Annotated in this window: 16 protein-coding genes; 10 read left to right on the top strand and 6 right to left on the bottom strand. The window is 59.5% G+C overall.

Annotated elements, in window-relative coordinates:
* The first annotated feature begins 103 nt into the window (after positions 1-103).
* From IPP95_07180 to IPP95_07170, 3 genes are all read left to right on the top strand, one after another.
* Entirely contained in the window at positions 104-541 is a 438-nt protein-coding gene (locus IPP95_07180; protein ID QQS73981.1) for a hypothetical protein, read from the top strand.
* A gap of 244 nt (positions 542-785) precedes the next feature.
* Complete coding sequence (locus IPP95_07175; GenBank protein QQS73980.1) at positions 786-1,787, top strand: T9SS type A sorting domain-containing protein; 1,002 nt, start codon at positions 786-788, stop codon at positions 1,785-1,787.
* Positions 1,788-1,821: 34 nt separating this feature from the next.
* Complete coding sequence (locus IPP95_07170) at positions 1,822-4,113, top strand: tail fiber domain-containing protein (GenBank protein ID QQS73979.1); 2,292 nt, start codon at positions 1,822-1,824, stop codon at positions 4,111-4,113.
* A gap of 96 nt (positions 4,114-4,209) precedes the next feature.
* Here IPP95_07170 and IPP95_07165 read toward each other — a convergent pair whose 3' ends face one another.
* The 4 genes from IPP95_07165 to IPP95_07150 all read right to left on the bottom strand — a co-directional run bounded on the left by IPP95_07165 (position 4,210) and on the right by IPP95_07150 (position 7,991).
* Entirely contained in the window at positions 4,210-4,599 is a 390-nt protein-coding gene (locus tag IPP95_07165; GenBank protein QQS73978.1) for a hypothetical protein, read from the bottom strand.
* Positions 4,600-4,765: 166 nt separating this feature from the next.
* The gene (locus IPP95_07160) at positions 4,766-5,986 is read right to left on the bottom strand and encodes an alanine dehydrogenase (GenBank protein ID QQS73977.1); all 1,221 of its coding nucleotides are present in this window, start codon (positions 5,984-5,986) and stop codon (positions 4,766-4,768) included.
* Positions 5,983-6,432 carry a tRNA (adenosine(37)-N6)-threonylcarbamoyltransferase complex ATPase subunit type 1 TsaE gene (tsaE, locus tag IPP95_07155; GenBank protein ID QQS73976.1) on the bottom strand — a complete coding sequence of 150 codons (450 nt, stop codon included), beginning with the start codon at positions 6,430-6,432 and terminating at the stop codon, positions 5,983-5,985. The genes IPP95_07160 and tsaE overlap by 4 nt, the downstream gene beginning before the upstream one ends.
* Before the next feature lie 5 nt (positions 6,433-6,437).
* Positions 6,438-7,991, bottom strand: a complete 1,554-nt coding sequence (locus IPP95_07150; GenBank protein ID QQS73975.1) for a PglZ domain-containing protein — start codon at positions 7,989-7,991, stop codon at positions 6,438-6,440.
* A gap of 266 nt (positions 7,992-8,257) precedes the next feature.
* On the opposite strand from IPP95_07150, the gene IPP95_07145 reads away from it, so the two are divergent.
* The gene (locus tag IPP95_07145; GenBank protein ID QQS74219.1) at positions 8,258-9,505 is read left to right on the top strand and encodes an HD domain-containing protein; all 1,248 of its coding nucleotides are present in this window, start codon (positions 8,258-8,260) and stop codon (positions 9,503-9,505) included.
* Positions 9,506-9,534: 29 nt separating this feature from the next.
* On the opposite strand, the gene IPP95_07140 is transcribed toward IPP95_07145, so the two are convergent.
* Together IPP95_07140 and IPP95_07135 are read right to left on the bottom strand one after the other, a co-directional pair.
* Positions 9,535-11,616, bottom strand: a complete 2,082-nt coding sequence (locus tag IPP95_07140) for a hypothetical protein (GenBank protein ID QQS73974.1) — start codon at positions 11,614-11,616, stop codon at positions 9,535-9,537.
* A gap of 63 nt (positions 11,617-11,679) precedes the next feature.
* Positions 11,680-13,428, bottom strand: coding sequence for a PKD domain-containing protein (locus tag IPP95_07135; GenBank protein QQS73973.1), 1,749 nt, complete (start codon positions 13,426-13,428; stop codon positions 11,680-11,682).
* A gap of 210 nt (positions 13,429-13,638) precedes the next feature.
* Between IPP95_07135 and IPP95_07130 the strand changes: the two genes are divergently transcribed.
* The 6 genes from IPP95_07130 (at position 13,639) to lpxA (ending at position 18,371) form a co-directional block, all read left to right on the top strand.
* Entirely contained in the window at positions 13,639-14,184 is a 546-nt protein-coding gene (locus IPP95_07130; protein QQS73972.1) for a DUF2911 domain-containing protein, read from the top strand.
* 55 nt (positions 14,185-14,239) lie between these two features.
* Positions 14,240-14,536, top strand: a complete 297-nt coding sequence (locus IPP95_07125) for a hypothetical protein (GenBank protein ID QQS73971.1) — start codon at positions 14,240-14,242, stop codon at positions 14,534-14,536.
* Positions 14,537-14,549: 13 nt separating this feature from the next.
* On the top strand, positions 14,550-14,990 hold the full coding sequence (locus IPP95_07120; GenBank protein QQS73970.1) for a hypothetical protein: 441 nt from the start codon (positions 14,550-14,552) through the stop codon (positions 14,988-14,990).
* A gap of 71 nt (positions 14,991-15,061) precedes the next feature.
* Positions 15,062-16,138: a UDP-3-O-(3-hydroxymyristoyl)glucosamine N-acyltransferase gene (gene lpxD, locus IPP95_07115; protein ID QQS73969.1), complete on the top strand. Its 1,077-nt coding sequence runs from the start codon at positions 15,062-15,064 to the stop codon at positions 16,136-16,138.
* On the top strand, positions 16,135-17,592 hold the full coding sequence (locus IPP95_07110) for a bifunctional UDP-3-O-[3-hydroxymyristoyl] N-acetylglucosamine deacetylase/3-hydroxyacyl-ACP dehydratase (GenBank protein ID QQS73968.1): 1,458 nt from the start codon (positions 16,135-16,137) through the stop codon (positions 17,590-17,592). The genes lpxD and IPP95_07110 overlap by 4 nt, the downstream gene beginning before the upstream one ends.
* Positions 17,589-18,371 (top strand): acyl-ACP--UDP-N-acetylglucosamine O-acyltransferase, encoded by a 783-nt coding sequence (lpxA, locus tag IPP95_07105; GenBank protein ID QQS73967.1) that lies wholly within the window; start codon positions 17,589-17,591, stop codon positions 18,369-18,371. The genes IPP95_07110 and lpxA overlap by 4 nt, the downstream gene beginning before the upstream one ends.
* Positions 18,372-18,380 lie beyond the last annotated feature (9 nt).

Raw genomic sequence — 18,380 nt, 5'->3', positions numbered from 1 at the left:
GTGTTTCCACACGCGGCATAGTGCAAAACCTCTTGCCATGTTGCGCGGTGGCCTCTTAGCCTTGTTCCTGGCCTGCCCGCTTTGGGCTTACCTTCGGGTTTCCATGGAACCCGTGCAACAAAGTTCCACACACGCGTACGCGCCAACTGCTTCGGGCATGGGTCTGCACAAGAGCAGCCTCGGATGTGCCGCTGTTGCAAGCACCAACATAAGTTGCGAACAGGATACCCCGAAAGCATCCCGTATGGAGCAGGTGGGCACCTTCCAACACCCCGACCCGGAAGTGTATAGGGAAATACTGTGGCAGATGAAGATGGATCGCCAGCGCCAAGTGACAACGCTGGAAGGATGCGCGAGCCAGTTGCATGATCTTCAAGAGCGTGTGGAATTCTTGGAATCGTACGTGGATGAGTTGCGGAGGCATATTCCCTACGAACAGCCCCTCTCACGCCAGGAACCCAAACTCACACCTGCACAGGCGCAATACCTGAGGGAAGTGATGCAGAAACCCATGCCGACCCCATCACCAGAAGAAAAATGAAAAAGCCCCCGGTGCGCTAACACCGAGGGCCGAAGTCCATGTCCCACCAAACTGCGAAGTAAAAATGAAACGGAACTGAACAAAGGTAAGGCGGATGCTGAAGAAAGAGTAAGCCCCGCCACCGTGGCCACCGGACCGACATCTGGCATGCCCCCAGCACGACGGCGAGGCGAGAGGGCAATATTACTTGCGGTTTTTGACCGGGCCGATGCGAAACCGGTCGACACGAACGAACACTGAACGAATGTTTCTCTCAACAATGAACGGCAGGTGGACCGGAGCAAAATGGCTCTTGGGCTGCCTGTTGTTTGTTGTTACTCCGCGCTGTGAAGCGCAGAATTTAATCCCGAACCCCAGTTTCGAAGAGGTGGATACGTGCCCACATATTCCACCCGTCACAGGATTTGGTCCAGGGTCCAGGCCAACACACTGGTTCAGTGCAAGCGACACCCCGGATTACTTCAATGCTTGCGTGGATTCGGGTACTTCCGTTCCGCATAACATCTTTGGCTACCAACAACCCAAAGAAGGACAAGCCTATGTCGGTCATGCGACTTATCTGGAGGGAGACTATCGAGAAATGTTCTCGGTGGCGCTCTTGAGTCCGTTGGTCGTGGGGCAGACGTATTACGCGAGCATGTTCCTGAACTCGTCACAGGGAGGGAACCAACAGGGTGATATTGGCTGCAACAAGGTGGGGATGTTGTTCACCACCACCCCATACCATTGGACACAGGGAATGGCTGACTTTCCGTTAGGCGATTTTGCCCAAGTGTACAGCCAGGCAGTAGTGGCGGATACTTTGAATTGGGACTTGGTCAGCGGCAGTTTCGTGGCGGATAGCGCCTATCAGTATGTGGTGATCGGCAATCACTTCCGGAACGCACTTACGGATACGCTACCCGTTGGGCCATACATGGGCGGTGTGGCCTATCACTTCGTTGATCAGGTGTGCGTATCTGCCGAACCCGGAACTTGTCCATTGGCCACTTCGGTTGTTACAGGGGAAGAACCTCGGCTGATCATTGGCCCGAACCCTTGTCATGAAAACCTCGCTGTTCTACTCCCTTACACGGACAATTGGTCCTTGGCGGTTTATGACATGATGGGGCGGCTTGTGATCAAGGAGCATGTGCATGCAGGTTCATCAACCCAAATACGGACGGTTGAGCTTTCAACGGGTGAATACTTAATGCGGGTCACAGGGTCGAGAGAAGCACGGTCACTTCAGTTCGTGAAGATGTGAACATTTACTTCCAACTAACCAACACCACAAAACGATGAAGCAGATCAAGCAACTTGCACTGGGCGCATGCCTTTGTGCCGCGTATCTCCCCATGCAGGGGCAGGTGACGCAACTGAACAATACGGTGACACTTGCGAATCAGTACATCGGCTGCGATGTTCTCAGCAACCAAGCATTGCGATTCACCACGCAGTTGAACTTTCCGCATGAGTGGCGCACGAACAACATACTGCGCATGCAACTCAACGAAAGCCTGCCCGGCCAGCCGGTGAACAACTTCCCGAACGTGGACCTGAGCGGTCACCTTGGGATCGGGGCACCGGTGCCACCGCAAGCGCTGAGCTTTCTGCACATCAACAACAATGGCAGCTTTTTCGCGGGCTTCCGGCCGTGGATGCGCACAGGGGTGAGCATGTCCGAGAACACGGACTGGATGTACGTGGGTGCGAAGCACCAGGGAGAGGATCTCGTTGATGCCGTGATCAACTGGGGTGACAATAAGGAAGCCGACCCTACCTATGGTCCGGATGCGTTGCGTTTCATTTTCACGCGAACGATGAGCAACATCAATATCGCCTCCCAGATGGACGGATTGGAGTTGGCCCGTATCATTCCGGACCCCTCTGGGAATCAGGGTTACTTCGGCATTGGGGATTACTTCACCGCTGCGACGAACCCTTCGGAGCGGTTGGATGTGCTGAATGGCCGTGTGGCGATCCGGGAATTGCCCACGAACCCCGTAAGTGCCAGCATGGAAGCCGTGGTGGTGAACACCAGCACCGGCGTGCTGGAACACCGCCCGTTCCCCACCACCACCGGTGGCCCGGATTGTGATTGGACCCCGATCGCTGGTGCGATCAATGAACTCCGCACAGCGAATGCACCGGCAGGGACCGTGGGTGCTTGCCCTGATCAACGCTGGAAGGTACAGATCGGGACGCCATCGACCGCAGGGCCATACAGGCTAACAGTAGGGGTGGACCAAACCACTTGTGCGAATTGTGGGGTGAACGGTGGGACCAATGTGGAAGTTAAAAGTGTTGCTGGCAGCAGTGTGAACGGTTCACACATTCTTGTACAGTCCACGCCTCCCGGATCCACCCCTGTGATCAAGGGGCTTAAAATGGAGACCCTGAATGCGGGATTGTTCAACTACGGCATAGAAGTGGATGCGACGAACAACGTTGCGAACAACGGATTTCTCTACGGTGCATATATCAAGGCGCTGAACCTAATGGGAGGGACAACCGCACAGTTGTACGGATTGCGCAGCAATGCTACGGCGACTGCTGGGACCGTGGTGAACAATGCAAAAGGTGTATGGGGCAGCGCGGGCAACGGAATTGTGAACTATGGGCTGTATGGTGATGCTTCGGGTGGGGTCACCAATTATGCGACCTGCTCGGTTGCTTCAGGTGGTACCGGCTCCAACTACGGGGCCTACACGTCTGGAACAGGAGGTGCAGGCACCACCAACTTTGGGGTCCGAGCCATTGCTTCTTCGACGGATGCGGCCGCGTTATGCTATGGAGTATATGGATCGGCTTCCGGTCCGGATAACACAGGCGCACCGAACGGTCACAGCAAATGGGCGGGCTACTTTCCGGGGTACACCTATACCCCCGGCATGATGTGGTCTGCCAGCGATGAGCAATTGAAGCAGAACATCGAGGACCTGCCGACAGATGAGGCCATGAACAAGCTTCAGCAGTTGACCCCCAAGACGTACGATTTCGATCAGGACCAGTTCGGCTTCATGCACCTGCCCACCGAACACCAGTATGGGCTGATCGCACAAGAGATGGAGGCGGTATTACCGGAGCTCGTTACTACGATCCATCAACCTGCGATGCTGGATTCCGCCGGGGCGGAAGAAAGTCCTGCCATTGATTTCAAGGCTATGAACTACCAAGGGCTCATCCCGCTGCTCATTGCCGGCTTCAAGGCGCAGCAGCAGCAGATCACGGACTTACGGGATCAGATCAACCAATGTTGCGCGGCGCAAGATGGTGCGGCCCAAAGAGGAAGTGCGGAACAAGGGTCCATGCCACAGGAGAACGACCTCCAGGAGCAACGCCTGTTGATCATCCCCAACCCGGTAGCGGACCTTACCACACTGGAATACTACGTGCCAAAAGCGGGCAAGGTGAGCTTGCAGGTGAGCACCAGCGATGGCAAGCCCTTGGCCACCTTGCGTGAGGAACTGGCCGAGGCGGGCGCGTACAACTACAGTTGGAACACCACCAAACTGGCGGCGGGCACCTACTTCTGCACTTTCATGTTGGACGGTGCCGTGGTGGTGAAGCGGGCTGTGAAGGTGAAGTGAGTCTCTGAAAAAGATCGAAGTAACCGCAGGGTCCGCTGATGGTCGGAGATGGCTGTTGGCGAGACCCTGCGGCTGCTATGGAAGGGGACAGCGTTTCTACCGCCCACCCGCCTGAATGCTCACCAACGTAGCCGTGGAATCCGTCCTGAAATCCCGCATGGTGGACGCCATGTAGTGGACCTGTTGCCCACGCACGGTGCCATGGACGTAATACACGAGGCTGTCCTTGCTGCGCTTGCTGTCGCTGAAGTCGATGTCGCAGCTGTCCATGGCGTTGCGCAGGTCGGTGAGGTCGAGGTGCAGTGGTGCGAGCATGGCCTCAGCTTCCGGCGTGGTCTTTACCAAGGTGTTTTTCAGGCGGAGCTTCACGCGGTAGTTGGGCATCCAGTCGGTGTTTTCCAGGCGGCTGCCGAAGATGGCCCAAGCGAGGATGCAGCCTAAGCCGATTCCGAAGGAGAAGAGGAGGAGGCGGCGTTTGAAAGACATATTGAAAAAATGGAAAAAGAGAGTAGTCGTGAGTCTTTGAGTCGTGAGTCAGGAGTCTGTGTGTCGGAGTTCACCGATCACCATATTATCTGTGCTGATCAGCCCTTTCAGCGTCACTGCGCCTGGGCGAAGCCGCTTCGGCGAAGCACGGTCTGCGTTCCATTCCTCAGAACGCTGCCAGCATGATGTCCAGGTCCTTGAACGGCAAACGGTACGCCTCGGAGAGGATCTCGCTGGTGAGGGCGCCGTTGTAGAGGTACACGCCGTGGCGCAGGCCGAGGTTGCGCTTGATGAGGTCCTCGAAGCGGCCGATCTCGCCCATGGAGAGCAGGATGGGCGTGAAGATGTTGGTGAGCGCGTAGGAAGCGGTCCGGGGCACCCGGCTGGCGATGTTGGGCACGCAGTAGTGGACCACGCCGTATTTCTTGAAAACGGGATCAGTGAGGCTGGTGATCTCGCTGGTCTCGAAGCAGCCGCCCCGGTCGATGCTGACGTCCACGATCACGCTGCCGGTCTTCATCTGGCCTACCATGTCATCGCTGACCACCAAGGGCGTGCGTCCATGTTCCGGACGGAGCGCGCCCACGGCCACGTCGGCTTGCAGGAGCGCCTGTTTCAACACATCCGGTTGGATCACGCTGGTCCAGATGCGCTGGCCGAGCGTGCTTTGCAAGCGGCGCAAGCGGTAGATGCTTTTATCGAAGACCTTCACGCTGGCACCTACGCCCAAGGCGGCGCGTGTGGCGAATTCACCCACGGTGCCCGCGCCGATCACCACCACTTCCGCCGGTGCCACCCCGCTGATGCCGCCGAGCATGAGGCCCTGACCGCCCTTGTCGGTGCTGAGGTGTTCCGCAGCGATCTGGATGGCGGTGTTACCGGCGATCTCACCCATGGCGCGGATAATGGGGAAGATCCCCTCGCGGTCCTTGATGAAGTCCCACGCCACCGCGGTGACCTTCTTCTCCATCATGCTCCGCAGGGATTCGCGGTGCTGTCCGCCCATCTGCAAGGCCGAAATGAGGATCTGCTTGTGCCGCAGCATGGCGATCTCCTCTTCCACGGGCGCCGCCACTTTCAGGATCAGGTCCGCCTCGAAGACCTCGCGCGCACTGTCGGCAAGCTTGGCGCCGGCCTCGCTGTAGTCGCTGTCCTGGAACTGCACGCTGCTGCCCACGCCACGCTGCACCACGATGTCGTGCCCGCGCCCTACGAGCACCGCAACGCTCGCGGGGGTGAGCGGCACGCGGTGCTCCTGCGGGGTTACTTCCTTGGGTATGCCGATGAAGAGGTTCTTCCCCTTCTTGCCCACCTCCATGGTCTGCTCCTGGGGGAGCATGGAGACCTCGCGGGCCAGTTGCTTCAACAGTTCACTGCTGGTGCTCATGCGAAGTTCTTGGGGGCCATGGTGGAAAAATTCAGGTCAAGATAACGGATATCGTCGTCGCCCAAGCGCATCTCCACGTCGACCACGCCGGGCGGGAAATAACGGCGGCCCAGTTCCGGCCATTCCACAAAGCAATAATGGCCACTGTCGAGGTATTCGGTGAAGCCGATGCCTTCCAGTTCCTCCGGCTTGTTCAAGCGGTAGAGGTCGAAGTGATAGACCGTGCCCCCCTTGGCGGTGCGGTATTCATTCACGATGGAAAAAGAAGGGCTGCTCATGCCGGCTGCCACACCGAGTTGCTCGCAAAGCGCCTTGATGAGGGTGGTCTTGCCCACGCCCATCGGCCCGTTGAAAGCAAAGACCCGCTGGTCCGGGTATGCGCCCAACAACGCCTTCGCTACGTCGGCGACATCGTTCGGGCTGCGCAGCTCAAGGGTGGCGCTCATGGCGTTCAGCGCGGTTTCAGGTACACGATGGGGATGATCATCTCCTCCAGGGAGATCCCGCCGTGCTGGAAAGTGTTCCGGTAGAAGTTCACGAAGTGGTTGTAGTTGTTCGGGTAGACGAAGTAGAAGTCCTTCTTCGCGAAGATAAACGAGCTGCTCACATTGGCGCGTGGCAGGAAGCCCTGGACGGGATCCTTGATGGCCAGCACGTCCTTGGCCTCGTAGGTGAGGTTGCGGCCGTGTTTGTAACGCAGGTTGGTGTTGGTGTTGCGGTCGCCGATCACCTTGCTGGGCTGGGTGACGCGCACGGTGCCGTGGTCGGTTGTGATCACCACGCGGCCGCCCTTCTCGGCGATGGTCTTCAGGATGTCCAACAACGGGCTGTGATTGAACCAGCTGAGGGTGAGCGAGCGGTATGCGGCCTCGTCCTCGGCCAGTTCGCGGATCACCTCCATCTCCGTGCGGGCATGGCTCAGCATGTCCACGAAGTTGTACACGATGGCGTTGAACGGATTTTCGAACAGGTTCCCTACGTTCTCCGCCAGCTTCTTGCCTGCGGCGAAATTGGTGATCTTGTGGTAGCTGCTTTTCACGCGCTTGCCGAGGCTCTTCAGTTGCTCCTGCATGAACTCGTCCTCGTGGGCGTTCTTGCTGCCCTCATCCTCCTCGGTGAGCCATTTCCCGGGGAAGCGCTTCTGGATCTCGCCCGGCATCATCCCGGAGAAGATGGCGTTGCGCGCGTATTGGGTGGCGGTGGGAAGGATGCTGTAGAACTGGCCCTGCTCCTCCACCTTGAAGAGCGAGCTGACGATCGGCTCGATCACCCGCCATTGGTCCAAGCGCAGGTTGTCGATCAGCACCAGGAACAAGGGACTCTGCTTCTCATCGATCAGCGGGGCGATCTTGTTCTTGAAGATCTGGTGGCTCTGCATGGGCACATCGTTGCCCTTGTTGTTCACCCAGTCGACGTAGTTCTTCTCTACGAAGCGGCAGAAGAGGTCGTTCGCCTCGGCCCACTGGCTGCGCAGGATCTCGGTCATCCCTTGGTCGGGATTGCCGCTGAGGTCCAGTTCCCAGCGCACGAGCTCGTCATATAACTGCTTCCAATCCTCGGTACCGAGGCGGTCGCCAAGGCGCATGCTCAGCCGCCCGAACTGCTGCTGGTAGCTGCTGGTGGTCTTCTCGCTCACCAAGCGGCTGCCGTCGAGGTGCTTCTTCAGGGCCAGTAGGATCTGGTTGGGGTTCACCGGCTTGATCAGGTAGTCGCTGATCTTGCTGCCGATGGCCTCTTCCATGATGCTCTCCTCCTCGCTCTTGGTGATCATGATCACCGGGGTGCGCGGACTGATCCCTTTCACGCGGGTCAACGTCTCCAGACCGCTGAGGCCGGGCATGTTCTCATCCAAGAAGATGATGTCGAACTCTTGCTTGCCCACGGCGTCCACGGCGTCGAGGCCGTTGTTCACCGTTTCCACCGCGTAGCCTTTCCCTTCCAGGAAGAGCACATGCGGACGCAGGAGGTCGATCTCGTCGTCGGCCCAAAGGATCTTCACGCTCATACAGGTTCTCCGGCAGCGGCATCAAGACCATGGACGCTACGTGCGCCGGGCCGTTCCGCTTACTTTCGGACCGTGAAATTAAGGCTCATCAGGGGATGATCAAGAAGATGGACCACAAAGAACGCAAAGGGCAAATTTGAAAGCTGAAAAAGTTGAAGGCTGAAAATTGAAACCACAGAGGCACAGAGAGTCGTGAGTCCGGAGTCTTGAGTCCGGAGTGCGGTCGTCCAATCACCAATCACCAATCACTATCCACTAATCACCTCATCGTGTCAACCAAGATCCTGAACGACCCCATCCACGGCTTCATCACCGTGCCGCACCCGTTGCTGCTCCGTTTGATCGACCATCCGTGGTTCCAGCGGCTCCGCTACATCAAGCAGCTCGGGCTTTCGCACTTGGTCTATCCGGGAGCATTGCACACGCGCTTCCACCATGCGCTGGGCGCCATGCACCTGATGGGCTTGGCCATCGAAAGCCTACGCGGAAAGGGGCATGTGATCACGGAGGAGGAGGCGCTGGGCGCGCACGTCGCCATCCTGTTGCACGACATCGGCCATGGGCCTTTCAGTCATGCGTTGGAACACAGCCTGGTGGAGGGCATCAGCCATGAGGATGTGGGTGCTTTGGTAATGGAGCGCCTGAACGCGGAGTTCAAGGGCGCGCTGGATTTAGGCATCGCCATTTTCCACGACCGTTATCCCAAGCACGTTCTGCACCAGCTTGTGAGCGGCCAGTTGGACGTGGACCGCATGGACTACCTCAACCGCGACAGCTTCTACACGGGCGTGAGCGAGGGCGTCATCGGTGCGGACCGCATCATCAAAATGCTGCAGGTGGTGGATGACCGGCTGGTGGTGGAAGAGAAGGCGATCTACAGCATCGAGAAGTTCATCGTCGCACGCCGCCTGATGTACTGGCAGGTGTATCTGCACAAGACGGTGGTGGCCTGTGAGCAGATGCTGGTGCAGACGCTCCGCCGCGCAAAATTCCTCGGCCTGCAAGGCGTTCCGCTCTTCGGTTCACCTGCGCTGTTGGGCTTCCTCACCCACCGCCGCGACCGTGCTTCTTTCGAGGAGCCGAGTGTGCTGGCCGACTTCATGCGGCTGGACGACCATGACATCATGGGCGCATTGAAGGTCTGGGCGGATCATCCGGACCCGGTGCTTTCCCGCTTGGCATCGGACCTGTTAGGCAGGCATACGCTGCGCATCCGCCTTCGGACCAAGCCTTGGGACCCGGCGCAAGTGACCATGATCCGGCAGGAAGTTGCGCGGCAACTGAACATCACAGAAAAGGAGGCAGGCTTGTTCGTGCTCACCGACCGGCTTGAGAACAATGCCTATGACAATTCCGACGGAGGCATCAAATTGCTCTTCAAGGACGGGCGTTTGGAGGACATCGCCGAAGCCAGCGATAACCTCGGCATCTCGGCAATGAGCGGGACCGTGGAGAAGCACTATTTGGCTTTTCCGAGGTGGCTGGGGAAGGAGTGGTTTGAGGCGAACTCTTGATCGCACTTGTCGATCGTATCGAAGTGACCTCACTTCTCCGTGGCAACTACATGTGACCCGGAAGAGGTTTCCACAAAGTACATCTCCATCTCCCCCTTGCCTTTCACCTCCACTTTCCCACGGGGCGTGAACGACAGGCCGGGTTCATCTTTCACCAGTGCGTAGGTGCCCGCGCTGATGTTCACACGGCCCACCTCGCCGCTGCTTTCCATGCGGCTGGCCGTGTTCACCGTGTCGCCCCAGATGTCGTACTGGAATTTCTTCACACCTACGATGCCGGCGACCACGGGACCGGTGTGGATGCCAACGCGCATTTCGAAGCGGGGCAGTCCTGAAGCGTCATGTTCCATTTTCCGGGCGGTCATGAAAGCCTGCATTTCCAGTGCCGCATGCACCACGGCGGCGGGAGAGGAGGTTTGCGGGTCCGGCAAGCCGCCCACGCACATGTACGCGTCACCGATGGTCTTGATCTTTTCGATGCCGTGCCTGGTGATGATGTCATCGAACGCCTTGAAACAGGCATTGAGTTCGCGGAGCAGCTCGTCGGCACCCAGTTCCGCGGACATGGACGTGAAGCCTTGGAAGTCGGTAAAGAGCACCGAAGCCTGTTCGAAATGCCTTGCCTTGGCGGCACCCGTGGCCTTGAGTTCCTCGGCTACTTCCGCAGGCAGGATGTTCAGTAGCAGTTCCTCCGAGCGGTCCTTCTCGGCGCTTAGTTCAGCGGTGCGCTCCTTTACCTCCAGGTCCAGGTCGTCGCGCTGGCGGGCCACCAAACGGCCATGGTGGGCGGTGCGGATGGCCAGGTAAACTGCCACGGAGAGCGGTACGGCCACATGCGAGCAGTACGCACGCACCACTTGCAGGAAGGAATGCAGGCCGGTGTCCATTTCTTGCAGCCCGTCAGTGAAGCTCAGGAGAAACGCAAGGAGGCTGGAGGCCAAGGCACCGGCACCGATCCAACGGGCGTAGCCTTTGGTGCGCAACAATTTGAGCCCCAGACGGACCACTTCGATAATGAACCAGATCATCACCGCGCCCAGCAACAGGCCGAGGAAGATCACCGCAATGACCAAGGGGATCTCCGGGTCGTTCAGCGTAAAGTTGACCCCTCCTCCGGCCTTTGAGAAGTGCAGCCGGTAATAGAAGATACCGAGGGCGAAAATGAGGCAGACCGTGGAGGCGGTGATGAAGGAAATGGTGTACCACCGTTTCCTTCGTTCGCCCACCCTGCCCTGGAGCGTGCCCAAGGTCATGATCAGCAGATACATGGGCCAAGGGACCAGGATGAGCTGCACCGCGTCGAACAGGCTGGTTCCAAAGCCAGCGGACCCCTTGAGCCCGGCATTGCCAGCAAGGTCGCAGAAGGTATCGACCGCTGTGACAAAAGACAATAGCGCCAGAAAGAGCCATTGGCGCTCGCGCCGCTCGAAGCTCCAGATCACCAGGGCGAGCAAGAGGATGATCAGATTGATGCCGATGAACACGCCGTATTGCGTCATGTTCCGCTGGTTCCGGAAGGCCATGTCGGCCGTGTGCAGTGAGCATCCTTGCGCGAAGGTCCGGGCGACCGTTCCGTCCACGCTGGTCAACCGGATGGCGATCACTTCGGTCCTTCCGTCACAGCGGAAAGTGAACGGGACGAGATACGGTGATGGCACGCTGTCCGTGGCTTTCCCATTCCCCGGTCCAGCATAGGAGTTGAACAAGAGGCTGCCGTTGAGGAAGACTTCCAGCTTCTCATTTCCGCCGAGCCCGAGGAGCAAGGTCTTGCCCTTGAGCAAAGAGTCGGGCAGAAAGCGGAAACGGAGCCAATGAACGCCGGTGCCGGGAAGTACGGTGTCATTGGACGAGCGGAGCTTTTGCCAAGCGGTGTCCACCAGATCGCTTGAAGCATAAGCAATGGAGTCGCCGAACTGGAGCCTACCATTGCCCTCCTTCACAAGGTTCAGACCTGGCACATCGTCGCCCATGCCGGGCACCTCTGCGGAGCCGTTCGCGAGGTCCCATGCGTTCAAGGTCGGATGCCGTACGGAAGAACTGTCGTCCTGCGCCAGCAGGAGGCCCGATAGAAGAAAGGCAACGACGAGGGGGAGGTGCCGAGCGGAAGGCATCGCTGCAATGTAGTGCATCGGTCACGTCTGACCAGTGCCGCTTAAGGATGGGGGGCTATCGCTCTATTCCACCACCACGGTGGATGTAAGCCTCCGTCCATTGCTTTCCACGACCACGAGGTAATGGCCGCTCACGGTCGTGGACAAACTGATCCGTTGCGTCGCGCCCGGGCTTCTTTTCGCGCTATGGCATAAACGGCCTGCGGGGTCAAGGATATCGATCCTCGCATTGGGTGATGTACTGGCAGGCAGCTCCAAAGTGAAGCGGCCACGGTTCGGATTGGGGTAGGCATGGAAACTTTCCGTTTCCGCCAGTTCCGTGGTCCCGGTGATGATCAGGTCGTACGTATCGCTCAACATGCAGCCGAGCGCCGTGGTCACGGTCACGCTGTACTGCCCGCCTGTGGTGGCCACGAGGAAGGGATCGTCCGCGCCGGGGATGGGCGTGCCGTTCAAGGTCCAGGCATAGCTCGCAAAATCGCCTTGCACCAACAACACCGTGCCGTTGGCCTCGATGGTGACGGGCGGGCACACCACGATAGTGTCGCTGCTTGCGGTGCATCCGAAAGCGTTGGTGGCCACGCCCCACCAGGCACCGGTACTGTCCGTCTGCACACAGGGACCGTTCACGCCATGGATGGTGTCGCCGTTGTTGAACCAGGTGTACACGAGCTGCATGGTGTCCGTGGCACAGAGCGTGGCACTGGCCGTGTCGTAGAACGTGGTGAGCTGCGGAGCGGGAAAGACGCGCACCGTGTCGCTGTCCGTGAAGACCTGCTGGGGCTGTAGCGCAATGATGAGGCTGCCATACGTGCCGTTGCCCAGTGCGAAGGGAACCGTGCCATTGCTGGCTACGGGAATATTGAAGGTGCCGAGGTCATCGTCCTGGCTCACGACGTCCTCATCGAAGAACTGGATGGAGTAGGGCGGAGCGTCCAGCAAGCGGCTCACGTTGTTCCAGGTCTGGCTCGTGCTGTTGCTTCCGCTGCTGCTGGTGAAGCTGTTGCCGCCGCCATCGGTAAGTACGAAGTAAAGATCGGGGGCACCTGTGCAGGCTCCGAAGAGGCTGGGTTCCTCCACATCGCCGCACCAGTTGTCGCTGACGCCGCCCAGAACCACGTCTGTGAGCACGTAGCCGCCGATCGTGGTGGTGAGCGATACCGGGTAGGTGCCCGGCGCGGCGTAGTTCGTCACCGGGTCCGCCAGTTCGCTGGTCCCGCCGTTGCCGAAGTCCCAAGCATAGGTGGTGGGCGATGTGCCGCCGTCCAACAGTGCGGTGAACTGCACCTCCGCATTGCCGCAGCCGCTGGTGGGGGTGAAGGAGAAGCTGGTGTTCCCACCGGTGCCAGGCTGCACCACAAGAGTGATGCCGAAGCTCTGCGGCACGTTGAGCGTGAAGCCGCTCGCCTGCACCTGTGCGATGATGTTGATCGCCACGGTATACGTGCCACTGCCGATGGGCGTGCCGCACAACCGGGCGCAGCCGAACTGGTTCTGGGGCGGATAGTAGATGCCCAGCGGGTCGTTCGCGGTCAGGTGCATGCCGAAGGGCAGGCCGGTGACTCCGGTGATGGTCATCTGAAGGAAGCTCACATCGAAGCCTGTGCCGGGGTCGGTAAAGTTGATCGGCATCCAGAAGGTGATGTCGCTCTCGTAGGCCTGTCCGGCGACCGCATCAATGGGCTGCAAGGGGCAGAGCGTGGGGTAGGCCGGGACCGCACCGCAGGAAAAATCGATGGTGCAGGTGCTGCATTGGGCTTGGGCGCCGACAAGAGAGAGCAAGGCGGTGGCAAGGGTCAAGGTGCGGAGCATTCGGTCGGGTTAGAGAGCGAATGTCGGTGATCGGCGCGGAACTGTCATGCTGCCTCCGGATGATCGATCCGAAGCGATGGGTCATCCGAGCACGCGTTACGTATCTTCACCATCCCCACGCGACGATCACAGTAAGCCAAACGGAAGTCAAAACCAGGAATTCAGGACGGCGGAGATCCGTTCTTTCTGCGTTCCAATAGCATAGATCTCATGAAAGCCCTCAAATGGTTCCTCATCATCATCGGCACCCTGTTGGTGCTGGGTTTCTGTTCCTTTAAGTGGATGGAGCACCAGACCAAGAAGGCCAGCCCTGAAGCTACCGTCAACTACGTGAAGGATGACCTGAAAATTGACATCACCTATTGCCGCCCGTTCAAGAAGGGGCGGGTGATCTTCGGCGGGCTGGTACCCTACGATGTGGTCTGGCGGACAGGTGCTAACGAGCCTACGACCTTCACCACCAACGAGGAGCTCACCGTTGGCGGTAAGGTCCTGCCTGCGGGAAAGTACACCTTGTGGACCCTGCCGCATGCGGACAACTGGGAAGTCTTCTTCAACAAGAAGATGTACAACTGGGGCATTAACATGGACGGCGTCGCCAGCCGCGACCCCGCTGAGGATGTCATGGCAGTGTCGGTGCCCGTGGAGGCCCTGCCGGAGGAACTGGAGCAGTTCACCATCAGCGTGGAGGACGCAAAAGTGCCCACGCTGGTGTTCACTTGGGACAAGACCCGGGTCTCGGTTCCGCTGCAATAGGCGGAATATGCCATCTTTGCGGAAACACCACCACTTACAAACCTCCCCAACGATCATGAACAGCAACTGGGCCAAGATCCTCCTTTTCAGCATCCTTTTCGGGGTGCTCGGTTTCATTCTCGGGCGCATGTGCGGCAATGGCTGCGGCACGGACAAGTGCGGCCCGGAAGGCAAGCGCGGCAGCGCCTGCATGATGCACGGCGGAATGAAAGGTGATTGCGACATGAAGGGCGAGGCCTGCATGCACGGCAAGAAGGGCAAGTGCTGCACCATGAAGGGCGATTCCGCGATGGCCGGCCATGACATGGACGACCATCACATGATGATGAACGACAGCACGGCGGGGAAGTAGTTCGCGGACGCGCATGCTTTGCCGGGCACTGACCTTCCTGCTGGTGACGGCCACGTTCAGCGCGCACGCCCAAAGCATCGAGAACGCTTCACGCAGCACCATCGGCTACTTGAGCGCTGACGGTCGCATCGAGAACAGTTCCCGGTCCACTGTGGGTTACATCCAAGCGAGCGGCTCCGGATGGACCATTGAAAATTCCTCCCGGAGCACCATCGGCCACATCAATGCACGGGGTGAAGGCGAATACACGATAGAGAACGGTTCCCGTTCCACTGTGGGCTACGTGAGCCATAACGGGGACGGCTGGAGGGTGGAGAACAGTTCGCGCAGCACAGTGGGCTACATCGGCAAGGACGGCCGGGTGGAGAACAGTTCGCGAAGCACCATCGGCTATGCGAGGGACATACCCCCCGCATGGGCGGCCGTGCACTTCTTCTTCTTCCGCTTCCCATAGGCGCGTTTACGGGTACGCCGGGGCAACTATCTTCGCGGACCCGCTTTGCACATGGCCATTGCGGCAAGGATATGCAATTCACCGCAGGACAGATCGCCGAGTTCCTCCACGGGGAAGTGGATGGTAACACGCAAGTGCTGGTGCATGACGTGGCGAAGATCGAGGAGGGCCGATCCGGTACCTTGACCTTTCTCGCCAATCCCATCTACACCGAACATGTGTACACCACGGCGGCCAGTGTCGTGATCACCGGTCGGGATTTTCAACCCACCAAGGCGATCCCCAAGCACCTCACCCTCGTCCGTGTGGATGATCCGCGTGCGGCGTTCGCACGCTTGTTGGAGATCCATGAGGCCCAGCGTTTCGACCTGGTGGGAGTGGAGCAGCCCAGCTATGTGAACCCGCGTGCCAAGGTGGCGGAAGATGCCTACATCGGCGCGTTCAGCTACATCGGCGAGGGCGCCGTGGTGGAGGAGAACGTGAAGATCTTCCCCAATTGCTACATCGGGGAAGGGGCGCACATCGGCAAAGGCAGCCGGATCCATGCCGGCGTGAAAGTGCATGCCAAGTGCATGATCGGCGCGAACTGCGTCCTGCACAGTGGCGTGGTGATCGGTGCCGACGGCTTCGGTTTTGTGCCGAACGAGAAAGGAGAGCAAGTGAAGATGGCCCAGATCGGCAACGTCATCATCGAGGATGATGTGGAGATCGGCGCCAACACAACCGTGGACCGTGCCACGCTCGGCAGCACCATCATCCGTAAGGGGACCAAGCTGGACAACCTGATCCAAGTAGGCCATAACGTGGAGATCGGCGAGCATACGCTGGTGGTATCACAGACCGGGATCGCTGGTAGTACGCGTGTAGGGAGCCATTGCATGATCGGTGGTCAGGTGGGCATCGCGGGGCATCTGCACATCGGTGACCGGGTGAAGATCGCGGCTCAGAGCGGCATCGGTTCGGACATCCCGGACGGCACCACGGTGCAGGGTTCGCCTGCCTATGCCATCGGGCTGTACAAGCGTAGCTACGTGCTGTTCCGCAACTTGCCGGAACTGAAGCAGCGTATCGATCGAATGGAAAAGGAACTGGAAGGGCTGAAGGCGGAGGAAAGATCCGCCCAAGAAGCCACGAACAAGAACGCATGAGCGACAAGCAGCATACATTGAAGGCCAAGTCAGAAGTAAAGGGCGTGGGTCTGCATACCGGTGAGGAAGTCACCCTCACGCTGTGCCCCGCCCCGATCGGCCACGGGCTGAAGTTCCAGCGCACCGATCTGGAAGGGCGGCCGGTGATCGATGCCGATGCGGACCTGGTGGTCAGCACCGCACGGGGCACCACCTTAGGCAAGGGCGAGGTGAAGGTGAACACCACGGAGCATGTCCTCGCGGCGCTCTATGCCTTGGGCGTGGACAATTGCCTGATCCAATTGGACGGCGCCGAAGTGCCCATCATGGACGGCAGCGCCATGAAGTTCGTGGAGGCCATCGAGAAGGCCGGGATGGAAGAACAGGACGCACCGCGCAACTGGTGGGTGCTGAAGGAACCCATCTGGTTCGAGACCGAGGAACGCGGCACCGAGATGCTCGGCGTGCCGGCGCCAGGCGGAGAGTTCCGCCTCACGGTGATGGTGGACTACAACAGCCCCGTGCTCGGCACCCAGCATGCCAGCATGTACAATCAGGGCGAGTTCAAGACAGAGATCGCCTCCTGCCGTACTTTCGTTTTCCTGAGAGAGATCGAACAGCTGGCCAAGGCCGGCCTCATCAAGGGCGGCGACCTCGACAACGCCATCGTGCTGGAGGACCGTGAGGACATCACCAAGGAGGACCTCAAGGCCCTGGCCAAGAGCATCGGGCGTGAATATCAGGACGTGGAGATCCGCCGTAACGGCGTGCTCAACACAACCGACCTGAAGTTCCTCAACGAACCCGCCCGCCACAAGTTGCTCGACATCATCGGCGACCTCGCACTGGTGGGCCGGCCGATCAAGGGGCATATCCTTGCAGCACGCCCCGGCCACTTCGGCAACACCAGCTTCGCCAAGCGGATCAAAGACAAGATCCGGGAGGAAGAGAAGGATACCCGCGTGTTTTTCGATCTCACGAAAGAGCCGCTGTTCGACATCAACGCCATTACGAAGATGCTGCCCCACCATTATCCGTTCCTGCTGGTGGACAAAGTGATGTCCATGGATGCCACCACCATCGTCGGGGTGAAGAACGTCACCATGAACGAACCGCAGTTCACGGGCCACTTCCCGGACAACCCGGTGATGCCTGGCGTACTGCAGGTGGAGGCCATGGCGCAGGTGGGCGGCATTTTCGCCCTCAGCCAAGTGCCGGACCCGGAGCATTACACCACCTACTTCCTGAAGACCGACGGGGTGCGCTACCGGCGCAAGGTGATCCCCGGGGACACGTTGGTGTTCCACCTGAAGCTGATCACCCCCATCCGCCGTGGCATCGTGCATATGAAAGGCGTGGGTTATGTGAACGGCCAACCCGTCGTGGAGGCGGAGATGATGGCCCAGATCGCCCGCGACAAGGCCCCTGCGGACGAGAAGAAGCCCGAACCCACTAAGGCCGCCAACAACGCATGAGCATCTCCAAGCTGGCCTCCGTCCACCCGGATGCGCGGATCGGAAAGGACGTCGTGATCGAGCCCTTCACCGCCGTCGCCGGCGATGTCACCATCGGCGACGGCACGTGGATCGGACCCAACGCCACCATCATGGACGGCGCCCGCATCGGGGCCCGTTGCCGCATCTTCCCCGGGGCCGTCGTAAGTGCCATCCCGCAGGACCTGAAATTCGTCGGGGAGAGGACCACCGCCGAGTTGGGTGATAACACCACCGTACGGGAATGCGTCACCATCAACCGGGGCACCGCCGACCGCCAACGTACCGCCGTGGGCAGCAATTGCCTGCTTATGGCGTACGTACACCTGGCCCACGACTGCCTGATCGGCGACAACGTGGTGATCGCCAACAGCGTGAACCTCGCCGGGCATGTCACCATCGGGGACTGGGCCATTCTGGAGGGCAACGTGGCGGTGCAGCAGTTCATCAACATCGGCGCGCACAGCTTCGTCGCCGGGGCCTCTCTGGTCCGGAAGAACGTGCCCCCATTCGTGAAGGCCGCACGCGAACCGCTGAGCTTTGTCGGGGTGAACGTGGTGGGACTGCGCCGTCGCGGCTTCGCCGATGATGCCGTGGCCCGCATCGAGGACATCTACCGGGAGATCTTCGTCCGCAATACCAACCTGGAGCGTGCCGTGCAGAACGTGGAGCAGCAGTTCACGGTATCGCCGGAGCGGGCGCTCATCATCGAGTTCATCCGCAGCAGCCCCAAGGGCATCATGCGCGGCCTGACGGAGTGAAGCAGGCGC

The sequence above is a fragment of the Flavobacteriales bacterium genome (genome assembly GCA_016700415.1).
Taxonomy (GTDB): Bacteria; Bacteroidota; Bacteroidia; order Flavobacteriales_F; family PHOS-HE28; genus PHOS-HE28.
This window is presented reverse-complemented; position numbering and strand designations above follow the sequence as displayed.

What these genes read in the sequence shown, in the direction of transcription:
- IPP95_07180 (QQS73981.1), top strand. Translation starts at nt 104, where the DNA reads ATGGAACCCGTGCAACAAAGTTCCACACACGCGTACGCGCCAACTGCT.
- IPP95_07175 (QQS73980.1), top strand. Translation starts at nt 786, where the DNA reads ATGTTTCTCTCAACAATGAACGGCAGGTGGACCGGAGCAAAATGGCTC.
- IPP95_07170 (QQS73979.1), top strand. Translation starts at nt 1,822, where the DNA reads ATGAAGCAGATCAAGCAACTTGCACTGGGCGCATGCCTTTGTGCCGCG.
- IPP95_07165 (QQS73978.1), bottom strand. Translation starts at nt 4,599, where the DNA reads ATGTCTTTCAAACGCCGCCTCCTCCTCTTCTCCTTCGGAATCGGCTTA.
- IPP95_07160 (QQS73977.1), bottom strand. Translation starts at nt 5,986, where the DNA reads ATGAGCACCAGCAGTGAACTGTTGAAGCAACTGGCCCGCGAGGTCTCC.
- tsaE (QQS73976.1), bottom strand. Translation starts at nt 6,432, where the DNA reads ATGAGCGCCACCCTTGAGCTGCGCAGCCCGAACGATGTCGCCGACGTA.
- IPP95_07150 (QQS73975.1), bottom strand. Translation starts at nt 7,991, where the DNA reads ATGAGCGTGAAGATCCTTTGGGCCGACGACGAGATCGACCTCCTGCGT.
- IPP95_07140 (QQS73974.1), bottom strand. Translation starts at nt 11,616, where the DNA reads ATGCCTTCCGCTCGGCACCTCCCCCTCGTCGTTGCCTTTCTTCTATCG.
- IPP95_07135 (QQS73973.1), bottom strand. Translation starts at nt 13,428, where the DNA reads ATGCTCCGCACCTTGACCCTTGCCACCGCCTTGCTCTCTCTTGTCGGC.
- IPP95_07130 (QQS73972.1), top strand. Translation starts at nt 13,639, where the DNA reads ATGAAAGCCCTCAAATGGTTCCTCATCATCATCGGCACCCTGTTGGTG.
- IPP95_07125 (QQS73971.1), top strand. Translation starts at nt 14,240, where the DNA reads ATGAACAGCAACTGGGCCAAGATCCTCCTTTTCAGCATCCTTTTCGGG.
- IPP95_07120 (QQS73970.1), top strand. Translation starts at nt 14,550, where the DNA reads ATGCTTTGCCGGGCACTGACCTTCCTGCTGGTGACGGCCACGTTCAGC.
- lpxD (QQS73969.1), top strand. Translation starts at nt 15,062, where the DNA reads ATGCAATTCACCGCAGGACAGATCGCCGAGTTCCTCCACGGGGAAGTG.
- IPP95_07110 (QQS73968.1), top strand. Translation starts at nt 16,135, where the DNA reads ATGAGCGACAAGCAGCATACATTGAAGGCCAAGTCAGAAGTAAAGGGC.
- lpxA (QQS73967.1), top strand. Translation starts at nt 17,589, where the DNA reads ATGAGCATCTCCAAGCTGGCCTCCGTCCACCCGGATGCGCGGATCGGA.